Source organism: Phycicoccus sp., from assembly GCF_035325325.1.
Classification (GTDB): domain Bacteria; phylum Actinomycetota; class Actinomycetes; order Actinomycetales; family Dermatophilaceae; genus Phycicoccus.
This window is the reverse complement of record NZ_DAOLAC010000002.1, coordinates 220,173-237,781: the sequence shown is the minus strand read 5'-3', so window position 1 is coordinate 237,781 and position 17,609 is coordinate 220,173. Positions and strand designations below refer to the sequence as shown.

Annotated in this window: 21 protein-coding genes and 4 tRNA genes; 16 read left to right on the top strand and 9 right to left on the bottom strand. The window is 74.8% G+C overall.

Features of this window, described 5'->3' with window-relative positions; all coding sequences use genetic code 11:
- Positions 1 to 19 precede the first annotated feature (19 nt).
- The gene (locus tag PKA89_RS02730) at positions 20 to 214 is read left to right on the top strand and encodes a hypothetical protein (RefSeq protein WP_324416358.1); all 195 of its coding nucleotides are present in this window, start codon (positions 20 to 22) and stop codon (positions 212 to 214) included.
- A gap of 19 nt (positions 215 to 233) precedes the next feature.
- Here the strand turns inward: PKA89_RS02730 and PKA89_RS02725 are convergent, their stop codons facing one another.
- From PKA89_RS02725 to PKA89_RS02715, 3 genes are read right to left on the bottom strand one after another with little or no spacing between them, the layout of a single operon-like run.
- Complete coding sequence (locus PKA89_RS02725; RefSeq protein ID WP_324416356.1) at positions 234 to 1,319, bottom strand: DNA polymerase IV; 1,086 nt, start codon at positions 1,317 to 1,319, stop codon at positions 234 to 236.
- Positions 1,320 to 1,347: 28 nt separating this feature from the next.
- Positions 1,348 to 1,509: a hypothetical protein gene (locus PKA89_RS02720; RefSeq protein WP_324416354.1), complete on the bottom strand. Its 162-nt coding sequence runs from the start codon at positions 1,507 to 1,509 to the stop codon at positions 1,348 to 1,350.
- Complete coding sequence (locus tag PKA89_RS02715; protein WP_324416352.1) at positions 1,506 to 1,712, bottom strand: hypothetical protein; 207 nt, start codon at positions 1,710 to 1,712, stop codon at positions 1,506 to 1,508. The genes PKA89_RS02720 and PKA89_RS02715 overlap by 4 nt, the downstream gene beginning before the upstream one ends.
- Before the next feature lie 226 nt (positions 1,713 to 1,938).
- On the opposite strand from PKA89_RS02715, the gene PKA89_RS02710 reads away from it, so the two are divergent.
- The 11 genes from PKA89_RS02710 to PKA89_RS02660 all read left to right on the top strand — a co-directional run bounded on the left by PKA89_RS02710 (position 1,939) and on the right by PKA89_RS02660 (position 9,091).
- Complete coding sequence (locus tag PKA89_RS02710; protein ID WP_324416351.1) at positions 1,939 to 3,177, top strand: homogentisate 1,2-dioxygenase domain-containing protein; 1,239 nt, start codon at positions 1,939 to 1,941, stop codon at positions 3,175 to 3,177.
- Positions 3,178 to 3,205: 28 nt separating this feature from the next.
- On the top strand, positions 3,206 to 3,496 hold the full coding sequence (gene clpS / locus PKA89_RS02705; protein WP_324416350.1) for an ATP-dependent Clp protease adapter ClpS: 291 nt from the start codon (positions 3,206 to 3,208) through the stop codon (positions 3,494 to 3,496).
- Positions 3,496 to 4,092, top strand: coding sequence for a DUF2017 domain-containing protein (locus PKA89_RS02700; RefSeq protein WP_324416348.1), 597 nt, complete (start codon positions 3,496 to 3,498; stop codon positions 4,090 to 4,092). Before clpS ends, PKA89_RS02700 begins: the two co-directional genes overlap by 1 nt.
- A 106-nt stretch (positions 4,093 to 4,198) precedes the next feature.
- Entirely contained in the window at positions 4,199 to 5,026 is an 828-nt protein-coding gene (gene murI, locus PKA89_RS02695) for a glutamate racemase (protein WP_324416346.1), read from the top strand.
- The gene (locus PKA89_RS02690) at positions 5,023 to 6,285 is read left to right on the top strand and encodes an MBL fold metallo-hydrolase (RefSeq protein ID WP_324416344.1); all 1,263 of its coding nucleotides are present in this window, start codon (positions 5,023 to 5,025) and stop codon (positions 6,283 to 6,285) included. The genes murI and PKA89_RS02690 overlap by 4 nt, the downstream gene beginning before the upstream one ends.
- 77 nt (positions 6,286 to 6,362) lie before the next feature.
- The gene (gene rph / locus PKA89_RS02685) at positions 6,363 to 7,109 is read left to right on the top strand and encodes a ribonuclease PH (protein WP_324416343.1); all 747 of its coding nucleotides are present in this window, start codon (positions 6,363 to 6,365) and stop codon (positions 7,107 to 7,109) included.
- Positions 7,106 to 7,753, top strand: coding sequence for an RdgB/HAM1 family non-canonical purine NTP pyrophosphatase (rdgB, locus tag PKA89_RS02680; RefSeq protein WP_324416341.1), 648 nt, complete (start codon positions 7,106 to 7,108; stop codon positions 7,751 to 7,753). The genes rph and rdgB overlap by 4 nt, the downstream gene beginning before the upstream one ends.
- Before the next feature lie 64 nt (positions 7,754 to 7,817).
- Positions 7,818 to 7,899 (top strand) — tRNA-Leu (locus PKA89_RS02675).
- A 108-nt stretch (positions 7,900 to 8,007) separates the two neighbouring features.
- Positions 8,008 to 8,487: a thioredoxin-dependent thiol peroxidase gene (gene bcp, locus PKA89_RS02670; RefSeq protein ID WP_324416339.1), complete on the top strand. Its 480-nt coding sequence runs from the start codon at positions 8,008 to 8,010 to the stop codon at positions 8,485 to 8,487.
- 2 nt (positions 8,488 to 8,489) lie between these two features.
- Positions 8,490 to 8,750, top strand: coding sequence for a DUF3618 domain-containing protein (locus tag PKA89_RS02665; protein WP_324416337.1), 261 nt, complete (start codon positions 8,490 to 8,492; stop codon positions 8,748 to 8,750).
- Between the two features lie 2 nt (positions 8,751 to 8,752).
- Complete coding sequence (locus PKA89_RS02660; protein WP_324416335.1) at positions 8,753 to 9,091, top strand: co-chaperone GroES; 339 nt, start codon at positions 8,753 to 8,755, stop codon at positions 9,089 to 9,091.
- Positions 9,092 to 9,184: 93 nt separating this feature from the next.
- Here the strand turns inward: PKA89_RS02660 and PKA89_RS02655 are convergent.
- The 4 genes from PKA89_RS02655 to orn all read right to left on the bottom strand — a co-directional run bounded on the left by PKA89_RS02655 (position 9,185) and on the right by orn (position 10,902).
- Positions 9,185 to 9,260: transfer RNA gene (locus PKA89_RS02655), tRNA-Lys, on the bottom strand.
- 46 nt (positions 9,261 to 9,306) lie between these two features.
- The gene (locus PKA89_RS02650; RefSeq protein WP_324416333.1) at positions 9,307 to 9,984 is read right to left on the bottom strand and encodes a copper resistance CopC family protein; all 678 of its coding nucleotides are present in this window, start codon (positions 9,982 to 9,984) and stop codon (positions 9,307 to 9,309) included.
- Positions 9,985 to 10,047: 63 nt separating this feature from the next.
- Positions 10,048 to 10,123 (bottom strand) — tRNA-His (locus PKA89_RS02645).
- Positions 10,124 to 10,254: 131 nt separating this feature from the next.
- Positions 10,255 to 10,902, bottom strand: coding sequence for an oligoribonuclease (gene orn / locus PKA89_RS02640; protein WP_324416331.1), 648 nt, complete (start codon positions 10,900 to 10,902; stop codon positions 10,255 to 10,257).
- Positions 10,903 to 10,962: 60 nt separating this feature from the next.
- Between orn and PKA89_RS02635 the strand changes: the two genes are divergently transcribed.
- The gene (locus tag PKA89_RS02635; RefSeq protein WP_324416329.1) at positions 10,963 to 12,123 is read left to right on the top strand and encodes a PrsW family intramembrane metalloprotease; all 1,161 of its coding nucleotides are present in this window, start codon (positions 10,963 to 10,965) and stop codon (positions 12,121 to 12,123) included.
- Positions 12,120 to 13,340: a M20 family metallopeptidase gene (locus PKA89_RS02630; protein ID WP_324416327.1), complete on the top strand. Its 1,221-nt coding sequence runs from the start codon at positions 12,120 to 12,122 to the stop codon at positions 13,338 to 13,340. The genes PKA89_RS02635 and PKA89_RS02630 overlap by 4 nt, the downstream gene beginning before the upstream one ends.
- A 218-nt stretch (positions 13,341 to 13,558) precedes the next feature.
- Here the strand turns inward: PKA89_RS02630 and PKA89_RS02625 are convergent.
- Positions 13,559 to 13,635: transfer RNA gene (locus PKA89_RS02625), tRNA-Arg, on the bottom strand.
- 56 nt (positions 13,636 to 13,691) lie between these two features.
- The gene (thpR, locus tag PKA89_RS02620) at positions 13,692 to 14,246 is read right to left on the bottom strand and encodes an RNA 2',3'-cyclic phosphodiesterase (RefSeq protein ID WP_324416325.1); all 555 of its coding nucleotides are present in this window, start codon (positions 14,244 to 14,246) and stop codon (positions 13,692 to 13,694) included.
- A 69-nt stretch (positions 14,247 to 14,315) separates the two neighbouring features.
- Here thpR and PKA89_RS02615 point away from each other — a divergent pair, with 69 nt between their 5' ends.
- Together PKA89_RS02615 and PKA89_RS02610 are read left to right on the top strand one after the other, a co-directional pair.
- A complete protein-coding gene (locus tag PKA89_RS02615; protein ID WP_324416323.1) occupies positions 14,316 to 16,025 on the top strand; it encodes a dynamin family protein in 1,710 nt (569 codons plus the stop codon).
- The coding region (locus PKA89_RS02610; RefSeq protein WP_324416321.1) for a YfjP family GTPase at positions 16,022 to 17,609 on the top strand (1,588 nt) is incomplete at its 3' end. The genes PKA89_RS02615 and PKA89_RS02610, both read left to right, overlap by 4 nt.

Sequence of the window (17,609 nt, the reverse complement as noted above, 5' to 3'; positions counted from 1 at the left end):
GTGCACCTACGGTCGGTGGATGAGTGGAGACGAGGGCGGACAGGTGTCCGAGGTGCAGCGGATGGACGACGGGGACGCCGACACCCCGGTCAGCGACGACCAGGCGGTCGCCGGCCAGCCGGACGCGGAGTCCGGGACGGTGCAGGAGGGCCCGGCCGGACCGGACGCGCACGTGCCGGGCGACGACGGCGAGGACGCGGACCACGGGAACTGACGGGAGCCGGGGGGCAGGGTCAGACGCGACCGCGGACGGGCGTGCGCTCGAGGTCGTCGCCTCCGTTGGGCATCGTCATCTCGGCCCGGACGCCGAGCAGCCGCACCTCGCGGCCCTCCTCGAGGTGGTCGGCGAGGAGGGCCTGCACGACCTCGTGCACGGGCGCCGCCTCCGAGGTGGTCGCCGGCAGCTTGCGGCTGCGGTTGACCGTGAAGAAGGGTGCGTACCGGATCTTCAGGCCGACGCGGACGACCGGCCGGCCCTCGCGGCGCACGTCCTCGAGCACCTGGTCGGTGAGCACCCGGACGGCGTCGCGCACCTCGTCCGGGGTGGCGAGGTTCTGCTGGTAGGTCGTCTCCCGGCTGTGCCCCCGGGCGACCCATGGTGCGTCGTCGACCTCGGCCGAGCCCTCCCCGCGCCCGAGCGAGCCGTACCAGGCGCCCATCCGCGGCCCGAACTCCGCGACGAGCAGCGCGGGGTCGGCGGCCGCGAGCTCGTCGACGGTGCGGATGCCGTGCTTCTCGAGCCGCGCCGACACCCGGGAGCCGACGCCCCACAGCGCGGCGGTCGGGCGAGCGCCCATCACCTCGGCCCAGTTCGCCGCGGTGAGCCGGAAGACGCCCTGCGGCTTGCCGAAGTCCGTCGCGATCTTGGCGCGGACCCGGTTGTCGCCCACCCCGACCGAGCAGTGCAGCCGGGTGCGTCCGAGGACCGCCGCCTGGACCGAGCGGGCCAGGGCCTCGGGATCGTCGGTGTCGGCGCCGACGAACCCCTCGTCCCAGCCGAGCACCTCGACGACGAGCCCGAGGTCGCGCACCGCCGAGAACACCTCCTCGGAGGCCGCGAGGTAGTGCGGGCCGTCGACCGGGAGGAAGACCGCGTCCGGCGCCTTGCGGGCCGCGAGCCGCAGCGGCATCCCGGACCGGACGCCCAGCTCGCGGGCCTCGTAGGACGCGGTCGAGACGACGGCCCGCTCGGTGGGGTCGCCGCGGCCGCCGACGACGACCTGCCGGCCGGCCAGCTCCGGATGGCGCAGGACCTCGACGGCCGCGATGAACTGGTCGAGGTCGACGTGGAGGACGTACGGGAAGGCGCGGGCCGTCATCGTGTCCCCCCGGTCACCACGGACGGGGTCAGCGCCGGGTGTCCTCGGGCAGCGGTGTGCGCGCGGCGTCCTCGACCCGCGAGTTCTCGCGGGTGCCACGCCGCCGGGCGTCCTTGACGAGCGCCCGGGCGAGCCGCACGGTCGAGGAGGGCAGCCGGAACATCCCCCCCTGCTGGGTGGCCGTGCTCATGGCGCCTCCTCCTGCTCGACGTCTCCATCATCCCCCGGCGCGAGCGACAGGTCCACCTCTTCCTGGCCACGCAGACCCTCCGCGAGCTGCTGGCCCAACCGGATCCGGGCGTCCTGGCGCTGACCGCGCAGGGCCACCCAGCCCGCCGCGCCCGCACCGACCAGGCCGCCGACGAAGGAGAGCAGCGGGACGAGCCAGGTCATGCCCCCATCGTGTCCCACCGCGCCGACACGTGCTCGGCACGGAGCCCGACCGCGAGGCCTCTCCCGACGAGTGCACAGGATGTGCTGTGCCTCCCCGGGTCGGTTGGACAGACCTGGCCACCCTGCCGGACCCGCACCGGGCACACGTGCCAGTGCCACCGTCCGGGCCTAGGGTGGGGCGGAAAGGTCCGACCGGCCCCAGACCACAGCGAGGTGGACGACAACCGTGGCGCACTACCAGGCGATGGGCAGCATCCCCCCGAAGCGGCACACCCAGCACCGCCGTCCCGCCCGGCGCGGGAAGCAGGGTGAGCTCTACTACGAGGAGCTGATGGGCGAGGAGGGCTTCAGCTCGGACTCGAGCCTGCTCTACCACCGCAACATCCCCTCGACCGTCTCGGCCGCCCGCGAGTGGACCCTGCCCGACCAGTCGACGACCCCCAACCACCCACTCGCGCCGCGGCACCTGCGGCTGCACGACCTCTTCACCCCGAAGGACGTGCGCACGACCGACGTCGTCACCGGCCGACGGCTCGTGCTCGGCAACGGCGACGTCCGCATCTCCTACGTCGTCGCGGGCGCGCCCAGCCCCTGGTACCGCAACGGGGTCGGTGACGAGTGCGTCTACGTGGAGCGTGGCGCGGCCCGGGTCGAGACCGTGTTCGGCGCCTTCGACGTCGCCGAGGGCGACTACCTCGTCGTCCCGCGGGCCACGACCCTCCGGTGGCTCCCCAAGCGCTCGACGAGGAACCCGCTGCGGGCGTACTGCATCGAGGCCAACAGCCACATCGCACCGCCGAAGCGCTACCTCAGCAAGTACGGACAGCTGCTCGAGCACGCCCCCTACTGCGAGCGCGACCTGCGGGTCCCCGACGGCCCGTTGCTCGCGGAGGACGTGGGGGAGAAGGCGACTGACGCGTCCGAGGTGCTCATCAAGCACCGGGGGAACGGGCCCGGCGGGATCGTCGGCACCGCCCACGAGCTGCCGTTCCACCCGCTCGACGTCGTCGGCTGGGACGGCTGCCTCTACCCGTACGCCTTCAACGTCCGCGACTACGAGCCGATCACCGGACGGGTGCACCAGCCACCGCCCGTGCACCAGGTGTTCGAGGGCTGGAACTTCGTCATCTGCAACTTCGTGCCGCGCAAGGTCGACTACCACCCGCTGTCGATCCCGGTGCCGTACTACCACTCGAACGTCGACAGCGACGAGATCATGTTCTACGTCGACGGCGACTACGAGGCGCGCAAGGGCTCGGGCATCGGCAAGGGCTCGATCACGGTGCACCCGGGCGGCCACGCGCACGGGCCTCAGCCCGGGGCGTCCGAGGCCTCGATCGGCGTCGAGTACTTCGACGAGCTCGCCGTCATGGTCGACACCTTCCGCCCGCTGGAGCTCGGCGAGGGCGGCCGGGCCGTCGACGACGGCGTCTACGCGCAGTCCTGGGACCGCGGGCGCGGCTGAGTCGCGGGCGGTCCCTATCCTTGGGGCCGTGTCGCTCGCACCCCTGACCGAGGAGGTCGTCCGCCCCGCCGAGGACGTCCTTTCCGACGTCCCGTGGGTGACCATCGTCTGGAACGACCCGGTCAACCTCATGTCGTACGTGACCTACGTGCTGCAGCAGCACTTCGGGTACGGGAGGGCCAAGGCCGAGAAGCTGATGATGCAGGTGCACACCGAGGGGCGGGCGGTCGTGGCCAACGGCACGCGCGAGGCGATGGAGGCCGACACCGAGGCGTTGCACGCCTACGGTCTCTGGGCGACCTTCCAGAAGGACGCCTGATGGCGAAGGCGTTCCGCCGCAGCGGTCGTGGAGCCGACCGCCGCTACGTCGCGACGCTGGACGCCGACGAGCGCGAGGTCGTCGCGACGGTCATGGACCAGGTGCACGACCTCCTCGAGCCGCCGGACGCGCCGGGCACCGGCGACGCCGCGTTCGACGACCTCGTGGCCGGCCTCGACCTCGGGGGCGGCCCGACCACACCCGCGGACGACGGCCCGCGTGACCCCGCCCTCGACCGGCTGCTGCCCCCGGCCCACCGAGAGGACCCCGAGGCCGCGCAGGAGTTCCGCCGGCTCACCGAGGGCGGCCTCCGCCACCGGAAGGCCAGCGCGCTCTCGGCCTCGGCCACGCTGCTGCGGCTCGAGGACCGGGTCACCCTCGACGCCGACCAGGCCCGTTCCTTCCTCACCGCGCTCACCGACGTGCGGCTCGTCCTCGGCGAGCGGCTCGGGCTGCGCACCGACGAGGACCTCGACCTCCTCGAGCAGGTGGCCGGCTCGCTCGCCGACGACGACCCCCTGCTCCACGCGCTCGCGCTCTACGACTTCCTCACCTGGCTCCAGGAGACCCTCGCCGACGCCCTCCTGCGGGGCTGACCGGGGACCCCGACGGTCTGGGTGCACGCCGGCGCCGCTCGGGTGTGACGCGCGTGACCGCTCCTCGGAGCGGTGCGCGTCGGCGTGCCCACCTACGCTGGGTCGGGTGACCGACTCACCGATCGGGGTGTTCGACTCCGGCTACGGCGGCCTGACCGTCATGCGGGCGATCCTCGACCAGCTGCCCCACGAGTCGGTCGCGTACTTCGGCGACACCGCCCGGGCCCCCTACGGCCCGCGCCCGATCGCCGAGACGCGGGAGTTCGCCCTCCAGTGCCTCGACCGCCTCGTCGACCACGGCGTCAAGGTCCTCGTCATCGCCTGCAACACCGCGAGCGCCGCGGTCCTGCACGACGCCCGTGAGCGGTACGACGTCCCGGTCGTCGAGGTTATCCGGCCCGCGGTGCGCCGCGCCGCCGCGGCGACCCGCAACGGCCGGGTGGCCGTCATCTCCACGACGGGCACCCACCAGTCCGGCGCCTACCTCGACGCCTTCGCGGCGGCGCCGCACCTGTCGGTCACGAGCACGCCGTGCCCGCGGTTCGTCGAGTTCGTCGAGGCCGGCGTCACCGGCGGTGACGAGCTCGTCGGGGTCGCCCACGGCTACCTCGACCCGTTGCACGACCGCGACGTCGACACCGTCGTCCTCGGCTGCACCCACTACCCGCTGCTCACCGGCGTCATCTCCTACGTCATGGGCGACGACGTGACGCTCGTGTCGTCGGCGGAGGAGACGGCCAAGGACGTCTACCGCGTCCTCGCCGACCGCGGCCTGCTGCGACCCGACGGCCTGCCCGAGCCGAGCCACGGCTTCACGACCACCGGCGACCCGGAGGAGTTCCGCCGGCTGGCCGTGCGCTTCCTCGGCGTCGGCACGAGCGTCGGGCCGGTGTTCCCGTCGCCGCCGCTCGTCCGGAAGGCGGTGCTCGCGTGAGGGTCACCGTCGTCGGCTGCTCGGGCTCCTTCCCCGGGCCGGAGTCCGCCGCGTCCTGCTACCTCGTCGAGGCCGAGCACGAGGGCCGCACCTGGCGCATCCTCCTCGACCTCGGCAGCGGGGCGCTCGGGCCGCTCCAGCGCCACGCCGACCCCACGTCGCTCGACGCCGTGCTGCTCAGCCACCTCCATCCCGACCACTGCGCCGACCTCCTCGGGCTCTACGTCCTGCGGCGCTACCGCCCGGACGGCCCGCTGCCCGCCAAGCTGGCGGTCCACGGCCCGGGGGTCGCGGCCGAGCGGCTCTCGCTGATGTACCACGGGCTCGAACCGGGCGGGATGCACGGCGAGTATGCCTTCGCGCCGGTCACCGACCGGGAGGCCTTCTCCGTCGGGCCGTTCCGGGTCACGCCGTTCGAGGTGGAGCACCCCGTCGAGGCGTACGGCTACCGGGTGGAGGCGGACGGCACGGTCCTCGCCTTCACCGGCGACACCGACGACTGCCCGAACCTCGACCCGCTGCTCGCCGGCGCCGACCTCGCCCTCCTCGACTCCGCGTTCGTCGACGGCCGTGACCACGCGCGTGGCATCCACCTGTCCGGCTCCCGGGCGGCGACCGCCGCGCGGCGGGCCGGGGGCGTCGGCCGGCTCGTCCTGACCCACGTGCCGGCGTGGAACGACCGCGAGCTCTGCCGCGCACAGGCCGCCGCGGTGTGGGGCGGCCCGGTCGAGGTGGCGGCGGCCGGCGAGGTCTACCAGGTGGGCGCACCCGCCGGCCCCCTCGACCGCGCGGCAGCGGTCCGGATGTTCGAGGAGTACCGCTCCGCGACACCGGGTCTGCCGGTGCAGGACGGCCTCGACGTCTCCTGGTTCGGCGACTCCCCGGGGCTCGCCGACGAGCTGCTCGCGTTCGTCCTCGGCGGCACCAAGCGGGCCACGGCCGGGCTGGTCGCGGAGTACGCGCACGAGGGGGAGCGGCTGCCGCGGGTCGGCGACCACTGGGTGGTCTGCGACGGGGCGGGGGCTCCCCGCGTCGTGCTGCGCACCACCGAGCTGCGGGTCGGGCCGCTCTCGAGCGTCGACGAGCAGTTCGCCTGGGACGAGGGGGAGTACGACCGCACCCTCGAGAGCTGGCTCGACGGCCACCGGCGGTTCTTCCGCCGGTCGTGCGAGCGCATCGGCCTCGAGTTCTCCGACGACCTCGAGGTGTGCTTCGAGCGCTTCCGGGTGGTCTGGCCGCCGGAGCACGCCGACGGCTGAGCCCGGCAACGCCGTCGCCGGTGGCGCGCTCCGCCGCCGGTGGCCGGGTGGTCCCGCTGCGCGGATAGCCTGACCGCATGACGCGACACGACGGACGGACCGCCGACCAGCTGCGCACGGTGCGGCTCACCCGCAACTGGCTCGACCACGCCGAGGGGAGCGTGCTCGTCGAGTTCGGCCGCACCCGGGTGCTGTGCGCCGCCTCCTTCACCGAGGGCGTGCCCCGCTGGCTCAAGGGCAAGGGCACCGGCTGGGTCACCGCGGAGTACGAGATGCTGCCGCGCTCGACGAACACCCGCAGCGACCGCGAGTCCCGCCGGGGCAAGGTCGGCGGGCGCACCCACGAGATCAGCCGGCTCGTCGGCCGCAGCCTGCGTGCCGTCATCGACACCTCCGCCCTCGGCGAGAACACGATCGTCCTCGACTGCGACGTCCTCCAGGCCGACGGCGGGACGCGCACCGCGGCGATCACCGGGGCCTACGTCGCGCTCGCCGACGCCGTCGCCGACGCCAGGGCGCGCGGCCTGCTCGCCGCCTCCGCCGAGCCGCTCACCGGCTCGATCGCGGCGGTGAGCGTCGGGGTCGTCGCGGGGGAGCCGGTCCTCGACCTCGACTACCCGGAGGACTCCACTGCCGAGACCGACATGAACGTCGTGATGACCGGCGACGGACGCTTCGTCGAGGTCCAGGGCACCGCCGAGGGCGCGCCGTTCGACCGTGAGCTCCTCGGCCGGCTGCTCGACCTCGCGACGAGCGGGTGCGCCGAGCTGACCCGGATGCAGGGCGCCGCCCTCGACGCGCCCGCCCGGGAGCGCGAGCTGTGACCCGGCGGCTCGTCCTCGCGACCCGCAACGAGCACAAGGTCCACGAGCTGCGGCAGATCCTCGCCGGGCTCGTCGACGAGCTCGACCTCGAGATCGTCTCGGCCGCCGAGGTCGACGGCCCGGACGTGCCCGAGACCGAGGTGACCTTCGCCGGCAACGCGCGGCTCAAGGCGGTGGCGCTCGCCGAGGCCACCGGGCTGCCGTCGGTGGCCGACGACTCCGGCCTCGCCGTCGAGGTGCTCGGCGGCTCGCCGGGGGTCTTCTCGGCGCGCTGGTCCGGGTCCCACGCGGGGGAGGGCGCGACCCGCGCCGAGACCGACCGCGCGAACCTGTCACTGCTCCTCGAGCAGGTCGCCGACGTCCCGGACGAGCACCGCGCCGCTGCGTTCGTCTGCGCCGCCGTGGTCGCGATGCCCGACGGCCGCGTCGACGGTGTCGAGGGCCGGGTGGAGGGGACGGTCGTGCGGGCGCCGCGGGGCACCAACGGCTTCGGCTACGACCCGGTCTTCGTCCCGACGGGTGACACGCGCACGCTCGCCGAGCACAGCGATGCGGAGAAGAACTCCATCAGCCACCGCGGCAACGCCTTCCGTGCCCTGGAGCCGGTGCTGCGCCGTCTGCTCACCGAGAACGCTCCCGGCTGACCGCGCCGGGACGGCGTGCCCGGCGGTGACGCCCACCGCCGACCCGCGGATACAGTGAGCCGGCGCGCGAGTGGCGGAACTGGCAGACGCGCCAGATTTAGGTTCTGGTGCCTTCGGGTGTGCGGGTTCGAGTCCCGCCTCGCGCACCGTGGCCGGCACCCCGGTGGGCCCGCCCCCGGCTGCGGGTCGGGTGAGCGCGGTAGGTTGACGGGACGGGCACGCCCATCCGCCCCCCGACGTCAGGAGACGAGGACATGAGTGCGAGGCTCGAGGCCGGCGACGCCGCCCCCGACTTCACCCTGCCGGACGACACCGGGAAGGACGTCACCCTGAGCGACCTGCGCGGACGCAAGGTCATCGTCTACTTCTACCCGGCCGCGATGACCCCCGGCTGCACGAAGCAGGCCTGCGACTTCAGCGAGTCCCTCGAGTCGCTGACCGCCGACGGCTACACCGTGCTCGGCATCTCCCCGGACTCGCCCGCGAAGCTCGCCCGCTTCCGCGAGAAGGAGCACCTGACGATCACGCTGCTCTCCGACGCCGACCGTTCCGTCATGGACGCCTGGGGCGCCTTCGGCGAGAAGAAGCTCTACGGCAAGACCGTCGAGGGCGTCATCCGCAGCACGGTCGTCGTCGCCGAGGACGGCACCGTGAGCCACGCCTGGTACAACGTCAAGGCCACCGGCCACGTCGCCAAGCTGCGCCGCGACCTCGGCCTCGGCGGAGGGGAGTGAGGATGAGCGACACCTCCATCGCCCGGCTCGAGGCCGAGGTCGTCGCGCGCCGGGAACGCCTGGCCCACACCGTCGACGAGCTCGTCGGCCGGGCCACCCCCAAGGCGATCTTCCAGCGCCAGAAGGAGGCCGCCCGCGCTCGGTTCGCCGACGTCGCCACGACACCCGAGGGCGAGCTGCGGGTCGAGCGGCTGGCCGCGGTCGTCGCGGTCGTCGCCGTGGTGGGCGGCATCGTCGCCTACCGGACGCTGCGCAAGCGCTGACGATGGCCGACCCGCGCGGCAGCCGCTCCCGGCTGCCCATCCGGATGCTCCACGACCGGGTGCTCGTCAGCCTCGAGGGGGAGCCGGGCGAACGGCGTTCGGGCGGCGGCATCGTCATCCCGGCCACCGCGAGCGTCGGCAAGCGGCTGTCGTGGGGTGCCGTCGTGGCCACCGGCCCGAACGTCCGGCAGGTCGAGACCGGGGACCGCGTCCTCTTCGACCCCGGGGACCGCGCGGAGGTCGAGATCGGCGCCAAGGACTACGTGCTGCTGCGCGAGAAGGACATCCACGCGGTGGCGGCGGAACGGGTCGAGGAGGGCTCGCCCGGGCTCTACCTCTGAGGCCGCCGGCCACGCGGCTGCAGCGGCCCGCGACCGGGTCCGGAGACGGGTGAGGCTCCCCGTGGACCGGGGAGCCTCGTGCTCGGTGAGCGGTGGTGCGCCATCAGGGACTCGAACCCCGAACCCGCTGATTAAGAGTCAGCTGCTCTGCCAATTGAGCTAATGGCGCGCGAGCCGAGACATTAGCAGCCGGTCGGCCTCCGCGTGAAATCGGCTCAGGCGTCCGGGGCCGCGTCCTCGTCGTCCCCGCCCCGGCCACCGCGGGCGAGCAGCCAGCCACCGCCCGCGAGGAGGAGCAGGAGGACGACGAGCCCGACCGGCAGCAGCCAGCTCGTGCCCGAGTCGGAGGCCTTACCGGTGGCTCCGGTGGTCGGGGTGCTCGACGGGGTCGGGGTGCTCGACGGCGTCGGGGTCTGCGACGGGGTCGGCGTCGTGCTCCCGCCCGTGGCCGCCGGTGTCGTGGGCGTCGTGGCTCCCTCGCCGGCACCGGCGCGCGTCGTCGTGAAGGTCAGGGTCCCGGAGACCGGGTGGCCGTCGACGCTGACCACGCGGAAGGTGACCGCGTGCTCGCCGGCGGCGAGGCCGCGGACGAGCCGTTGGGTGACCTTCGTGCCCTTCACCTGCGGCGCGCCGTCGGTCTCGGTCCCGCCGGGACCGGTGACCCGGACCTGGAGGAACTGCTCGTTGACGTCCTCGCTGAAGGTGAGGACGACCTGCTCCGCGGTCGGGACGGTGGCACCGTCCTCGGGGGAGGTCGAGACGAGCTGGGCGTGCGCCGGCAGGGCCGCCGAGGCGGGTCCGGCGAACACCGGGAGCGCCGACGCGACCAGCCCGATCGTCACGAGGGCGACGACGACGACGGTGACCACGACGGAGACCTTGCGCGAGAACATGTCCGCCATCCTCCCAGACCTCGAACGCGCGACAGCCCCGGTCGCAAGGACCGGGGCTGTCGGTGGGGTGAGTGACGGGACTTGAACCCGCGGCCCCCTGGACCACAACCAGGTGCTCTACCAGCTGAGCTACACCCACCACGGCGGGCGCAGGTCCCCTCGAGAGAGGCCGTGCGCCCGCAGCGCGGACCATCGTACCGGGTGCGCGGGGGTGCTCCCGACCACGCCCGTCGGGGGTGGGGTCGGGGCCAGGCCGAGAGGCCCGGACACTCAGGCGCCGGGGGCCTCGTGGTCGACGACGTGGCGCGAGGCGACCTCACGCAGCTCCTCGCTCGGGCGCCCGGGCGGGGCGACGAAGACGGCCTCGCGGTAGTAGCGCAGCTCGGCGATGGACTCGCGGATGTCGGCGAGGGCGCGGTGGCCCCCGGCCTTGGTCGGGGCGGAGAAGTACGCGCGCGGAAACCACCGACGCGAGAGCTCCTTGATCGAGGAGACGTCGATGATCCGGTAGTGCAGGTGGGACTCGAGGGCCGGCATGTCCCGGGCGAGGAAGGCCCGGTCGGTGGCGACGGTGTTGCCGCCGAGCGGTGCCTTGCCGGGCTCGGGGACCCACTCGCGCACGTACTCGAGGACCATCCGCTCGGCCTCCTCGAGCGCGACGCCGCCCTCGAGCTCGTCGAGCAGGCCGGAGGTGGTGTGCATGGCGCGGACGAAGTCGTTCATCTGCTCGAGGGCGGCCTCCGGCGGGCGGATGACGACGTCGACCCCGTCACCGAGCACGGTGAGGTCGAAGTCGGTGACCAAGGCGGCGACCTCGACGAGGGCGTCGGCCTCGAGCGAGAGGCCGGTCATCTCGCAGTCGATCCACACGATGCGGTCGGTGTGCGCGCGGTCGGTGGGCGGGGACATGCGGGCCATGCTAGGCCGAGGTGCGGTGGGGCGGGCGCGGTTGCGGGCAGTGCGGCTAGGGTGCGGCCCATGAGCGGGGAGCTGCGGACGGGTCCTGTCGCGGTGTCGCGCACCGACCCGACGACCCGTTCGGCCCTGCGCTCCTGGGTCGTCGCGGGCGTCGCCGGCGTCGGGTTCCTCATCGCGGCCCTCGTCGTCTCGGCCTACCTCGGGGCCACCTTCGGGGTCCAGACGGTGCTGCTGTCGCTCGCCGTGGCGCTCGTGCCGCTCGGCATCGTCATCCCGACGTTCCTCTGGCTCGACCGCTTCGAGTCCGAGCCCACCCGCTACCTCGTCGCGGCGTTCCTCTGGGGAGCGCTCGTGGCGGCGCTGCTCGCCGCGGTCTTCAACACCAGCGCCATCGTGGTGCTGCAGAGTGCCACCGACCCCGACGCCGCCCTCGAGACGACCGCCGTCCTCGTCGCGCCGGTGATCGAGGAGGCGCTCAAGGGCGGCTTCGTCCTCCTCGTGTGGTGGTTCCTGCGGCGCGAGTTCGACGGCGTGACCGACGGCATGGTCTACGCCGGGGTCACGGCGGCCGGCTTCGCCTTCACCGAGAACATCCAGTACCTCGCGCAGGCCTGGACCGACGGCGGCGGCGACGCCCTCACCGCGACCTTCGTCATGCGCTGCCTCCTCTCGCCGTTCGCCCACCCGATGTTCACCGTCCTCACCGGGGTGGGCGTCGGGGTCGCCGCGACGAGCCGCACGTGGGCGCCGCGGGTGCTCGCGCCGGTCGCCGGGTACCTGCTCGCGGTCGTCGCGCACGGGCTGTGGAACCTCGCCGCGGTCTCCGGCGGCACCGGCCTGGTCACCGTCTACCTCCTCGTCGAGGTGCCCGTCTTCCTCGCCTACGTCGCCTTCGTCGTCTGGGCCCGCGGCCGGGAGGGACGCCTCATCGGGCAGTTCCTGCGGCCGTACGCCGACGCCGGCTGGCTCACCCGCTCGGAGGTGTCGATGCTCTCGTCGATGGGTCGGCGCCGCGAGGCGCGGATGTGGGCCCGGGCCAACGCGGGCCCGCGCGGTCTCGCCGCCATGCGGGCCTTCCAGGACACCGCGAGCGAGCTGGCGCTGCTGCGTCGCCGGATGCACCACGACGCCGCGGACGCCCGGGCGCTCAGCCAGGAGCGCGAGCTGCTCGGGGCCCTGTCCGCGCGACGTGCCGAGTTCGTCGGGATGCCGGTCGCGTGAGCGGGTCGCGCGCGCTGGAGGCCGCCCGGACGATCGGCCCCGAGCTGGTCGCCCTGCGCCGGGCGCTGCACCGCATCCCCGAGGTCGGCCTGCACCTGCCGGACACCCAGGCGGCGGTGCTCGACGCGCTCGCCGGTCTCGACCTCGAGGTGACGACCGGCGAGGGGCTCTCGTCGGTCGTCGCCGTGCTGCGCGGCCGCGCGCCGCACGCGGGGGAGCGGCCGGTGGTCCTGCTCCGCGGCGACATGGACGCCCTGCCGGTCACCGAGGAGGTCGAGGTCGAGTACCGCTCGCAGCGGCCCGGGTCGATGCACGCCTGCGGCCACGACCTGCACGTCGCCGGGCTCGTCGGGGCGGCGCGCGTCCTGCACACGCTGCGCGACGAGCTCGTCGGCGACGTCGTGCTGATGTTCCAGCCGGCCGAGGAGGGCCCGGGCGGGGCGGAGCCGATGATCGCCGAGGGCCTGCTCGAGGCGGCCGGGCGCCGGGTCGACGCCGCGTACGCCGTCCACGTCTACTCCGCCGACCACCCGCGCGGGGTCTGGTTCGGCCGGCCCGGTCCCCTGATGGCCGCCGCGGACGAGCTGTTCGTCGACGTCCGCGGGGTCGGCGGACACGGGTCCGCGCCGGAGCGCGCCCAGGACCCCGTCCCGGTGGCCTGCGAGATCGTCCTCGCGTTCCAGAACGCGCTGACCCGGCAGTTCTCGATCTGGGACCCCGTCGTGCTGACGGTCGGGAAGATCGCCGCCGGGACGAAGGAGAACATCATCCCGGACGACGCGCGCATCGAGGCGACGCTGCGCACGTTCTCGGCGGAGCACCGCGCCAAGGCGCACGCGGTGTTCACGCGGCTCGCGGAGGGGGTCGCGGCGGCCCACGGACTGCGGGCCGAGGTGACGGTCGCGGGCGGCTACCCGGTGACGGTCAACGACCCGGTGGAGTTCGAGGTGGCGCGCGAGGTCGTCGTCGACCTCTTCGGCGCCGACCGGTGGGCGGACATGGCCGACCCGGAAGCCGGCTCGGAGGACATGTCCTTCGTGCTCGAGGAGGTCCCCGGCGCCTACCTCAACGTCTCGGCCTGCGCCCACGACGACCTTGCGCTCGCCGAGGACAACCACTCGCCGCGCGCCGCGTTCGACGACTCGGTCGTCCCCGACGTCGCCGCCGCCCTCGCCGAGATGGCGCTGCGCCGCTCCCGGATGCTCGCCGGCGGCTGAGCCCTGCCGCGCTCGGCCTGAGCGCCCCCGTCGGCGCTCTCACGTCGTTCGAGGCGCCTGTTGCTTCTGCCGGGGTCGCCCTCGTGCGCGACTCCGTCGCCGCACGCTGGCGCCCCCGGCAGGATCCGCCGTCTGCGCCACCTCGTTCCTCGGTGTCGCCTCCGGCTCCGGTCGTCCTGCCGGTGGCGCCGCGCTGATGCGCTCCGCGCATCCAGCGCTGGTGCCCCCGGCAGGACTCGAACCTGCGACCTCGAGATTAGAAGGCTCTTGCTCTATCCGGCTGAGCTACGGGGGCCGGGCGCCCCGTGGGACGCCGGGCCACAGTGTAGGAGGCGGCAGCCGCCGGGGACCTCAGCCGCCGAGCGGGCAGCGGGCGAGCACCTCGTGCCGCGGCCGGTGCCCCCGCTCGCGCGGCAGGTGCGACTGCACGACGGCGACCTCGTCGGCCACCCACCTCGGCCCCCGGTAGGTCTCGAGCACCCGCAGCCACCGCGTCGCGTCGACGGGGCGAGCGAAGCGACCCAGCGTGACGTGCGGGACGAACGGGCCTCCCTCCGGGGCTGCTCCGACGACCGCGCACGCCGACCGGACCGCCCGGGCGAGCGGCGGCAGCGCGCCGCCGTCGTCGACGCCGGCCCACAGCACCCGCGCCCGGGAGACGTCGGGGAAGCATCCGCCGCCCGCCACCGCGAGGGCGGCCGCCGGGTGCCGCGCCGCCGCCTCCGACACCGCCTCGATGAGCGGCTCGACGACCCGCTCGGGCGCCGCCTCGGCGAACGCGAGCGTGACGTGCCACTGCTCGGGTGCCGACCACCGCGGACCCTCGGTGTCGCGCCTCGGCTCGAGGAAGTCGTCGAGGTCCAGGACGACCTCGGCGGGGGGCAGGACGGCCACGAAGACGCGCACGGACGACATCATCGGCCCCGACGCCGGGGAATGCCGAGCGGGACACGGCGACCTCGTTACGATTCGGGGGTGGGTGCGGACCGTGACGTGGAGGCCGTGGTCGCCGCCGTCGAGGTCCTGCGGGAGGAGGTCGAGCAGGCGGCGCTGCCTCTCGACGTCCCCGGACGTCCCACCGCCGAGACCGCCCGCCGCCGGCTGCTCGACCAGCTCGACGACTACGTCCTGCCCCGCCTGCGCTCCCTCGACGCCCCGCTGCTCGCCGTCGTCGGCGGCTCGACCGGCGCCGGCAAGTCGACGCTCGTCAACTCCGTCGTCGGCGAGCGGGTGAGCCGTCCCGGCGTCCTGCGCCCGACGACCACCTCGCCCGTCCTCGTCCACCATCCCGAGGACCGGCACTGGTTCGAGGACGACCGCGTGCTGCCCGGCCTCGCCCGGGTCACCGGCCAGGACACCGGCGAGGACCAGCCGGGCACGGTGCGCCTCGCCGCCTCGGACACCCTGCCCGCCGGGCTCGCCCTGCTCGACGCCCCGGACATCGACTCCGTCGTCTCGGCCAACCGCGACCTCGCGACCCAGCTGCTCGGCGCCGCCGACCTCTGGCTCTTCGTGACGACCGCCGCCCGGTACGCCGACGCCGTGCCCTGGGACCTGCTGCGCACCGCCGCCGACCGCGGCACCGCCGTCGCCATCGTCCTCGACCGCGTGCCCCCCGAGGCCGTCGAGGAGATCCGCCCGCACCTCGCCGGGATGCTCCGCGACCAGGGCCTGCCGACGGCGCCGATCTTCACCGTGCCCGAGACCCCGCTCGACGACGACGGACGCCTGCCGGCCGCGACGTTCGCCCGGCTGCGGGCCTGGCTCGAGGCGCTCGCGGGCGACGCCCGGGCCCGCGACATCGTCGTCGGCCAGACGCTGCGCGGGGCGGTCGGGTCTCTGACCGCCCGGGCCGGCGAGCTCGTCGAGGCCAGCCGCGCCCAGGAGGAGGCGCGGGCCACCCTCGAGTCCGCCGCCACGGACGCCTTCGCGGCCGCCCACCGCCGGGTCGCCGACGGGATGACCGACGGCACGCTGCTGCGCGGCGAGGTGCTGGCCCGCTGGCAGGAGTTCGTCGGCACCGGGGAGTTCTTCCGGCAGGTCGAGTCGACGATCAGCCGCTGGCGCGACCGGCTCACGGCCGCCCTCAAGGGCAGCCCACCGCCGGCCGAGGGGCTCGGGCAGGCTTTGCACACCGGCGTCGCCGCCCTGCTGCTCGCCAACCTCGAGTCCGCCGCGTCCGACACCGCGCGCACCTGGCGTCGGCTCCCCGGCGGTCCCGACGTGCTCGCCGACGTCCCCGCGGTCGGCACCCGCAGCCCGGAGGACACCGCCGCGGTCGAGCGGCTGGTCCGCGACTGGCAGGGCGAGGTCCTCGAGCTGGTCCGCACCGAGGGCAAGGGACGGCGCACCAACGCCCGGGTGGCGGCCTACGGCGTCAACGCCATCGGCCTGTTCCTCATGCTCGTGGCGTTCGCCCAGACCGGTGGCCTCGTCGGTGCCGAGATCGGCATCGCCGGGGGCACGTCGGTGCTCGCCCAGCGCGTCCTCGAGGCGATCTTCGGCGACCAGGCCGTCCGGGACATGGCCGCCAAGGCCCGCCGCCGCCTTCTCGAGATGGCCGACGACCTGTACGCCCGCGAGCGCGCCACCTACACCGAGGCGCTCGCCGCCCACGCGGCGCCGGCCGACCAGGCCGACCGGCTCGAGGCGGCGGCGGCCGGGCTGCGGCGGGTGAGCCTGTGAGCCCCCTCGTCATGGGCACCGCCCGGGGGGCCGTCGTCTCCCCGGAACGCCTGGCCGCCGCCTCCGACGCCCTGGCCGCCGCCGTCGCCGCCGGGGGAGCGGAGCTGCCGTCGTCCGGGTCCGCCCGGGCCGGGCAGGTCGTCGCGAAGGTCGGTGAGCGCACCTCGCTCCTCGGCGGGCACACGGTCGTGGCCCTCGCCGGCGCCACCGGCAGCGGCAAGTCGTCGCTCTTCAACGCGCTCGTCGGCGCCGAGGTCGCGCGGGTCGGGGTGCGCCGGCCGACGACCTCGACCCCCACCGCGGCGGTCTGGGGCGGCGAGCCGGCCGGCGAGCTCCTCGACTGGCTCGGCGTCGGCTCCCGCCACCTCGTCGAGGGCGACGGACCCGGGGAGCACGTCGGCAGCCTCGACGGGCTCGTCCTCCTCGACCTCCCGGACGTGGACTCCCGCGAGACGCAGCACCGGGTCGAGGCGGAGCGGGTCCTCGAGCTCGTCGACCTCTTCGTCTGGGTCACCGACCCGCAGAAGTACGCCGACGCCCGGCTCCACGACGACCACGTCGCGACCCTCGCCGCCCACGAGGCGGTGACGATGGTCGTGCTCAACCAGGTCGACCGGCTCGCCGCCGAGGACGTGGACCGGTGTCGTGCCGATCTCGTGCGGCTGATGGAGCGCGACGGCGTGCCCGGGGCGACCGTGCTCGCGACGTCCGTCGCGAGCGGGGCAGGCCTCGACGAGCTGCGCCAGCGGCTGGCCAACGCCGTGGCGGGCCGGGAGATGGCCCGGGCGCGCCTCGCGGCCGACGTCCGTGCGGCCGCCGCCGCCCTCGCCGAGCACGTCGGCGCCGCGGAGCCGGTCGTCGACAGCGCCACGCGCACCGAGCTGCTCGAGGCGCTGGCCCGGGCGGCCGGCGTGCCGACGGTCGTCGACGCCGTCGTGCGCGACTACCGCCTCGACGCCGCCACCCACACCGGGTGGCCGCTGACCCGGTGGCTGCACCGCCTGCGGGCGCGCCCGCTGCGCCGGCTGCGGCTCGACGGCCGCGACGTCCGGGTCACCGAGTCCGACGTCCGCTCCGTGCTCGGCCGCTCGTCGCTCCCGCCGCCGTCACCGGCCGCGCGGGCCGCGGTCTCGCTCGCCACCCGGCGGGTCGCCGACCGCGCCGGCGCACCGCTGCCGGTGCCCTGGGCGGAGGCGGTCGAACGGGCCGCGACCCCGCCCGGTCCCGAGCTCGGCGACGCGCTCGACCAGGCCGTCGTCGGCACCTCGCTGCTGGCCCGGGCCCCGGCGTGGTGGCGGGTGGTGGGGGCCCTGCAGGTGCTCCTCGCCGGAACCGCCCTCGCCGGGCTGCTGTGGCTCTTCGCCTACGTCGTGGCGGGATGGCTGCAGCTCGACGCCCTCGCACCGGACCCGCCGACGGTGGGTGTGCTCCCGGTCCCGTTCGTGCTGCTCGCCGGCGGCCTCGTCCTCGGGCCGCTGCTCGCGCTGCTCGCGGCGTGGCTGGCGGCCGTCGGGGCGCGCCGGCGGGGTGCGGTCATGGACGCGCGGCTGCGCGCCGCCATCGAGACCGTCGCCGACGCCGAGA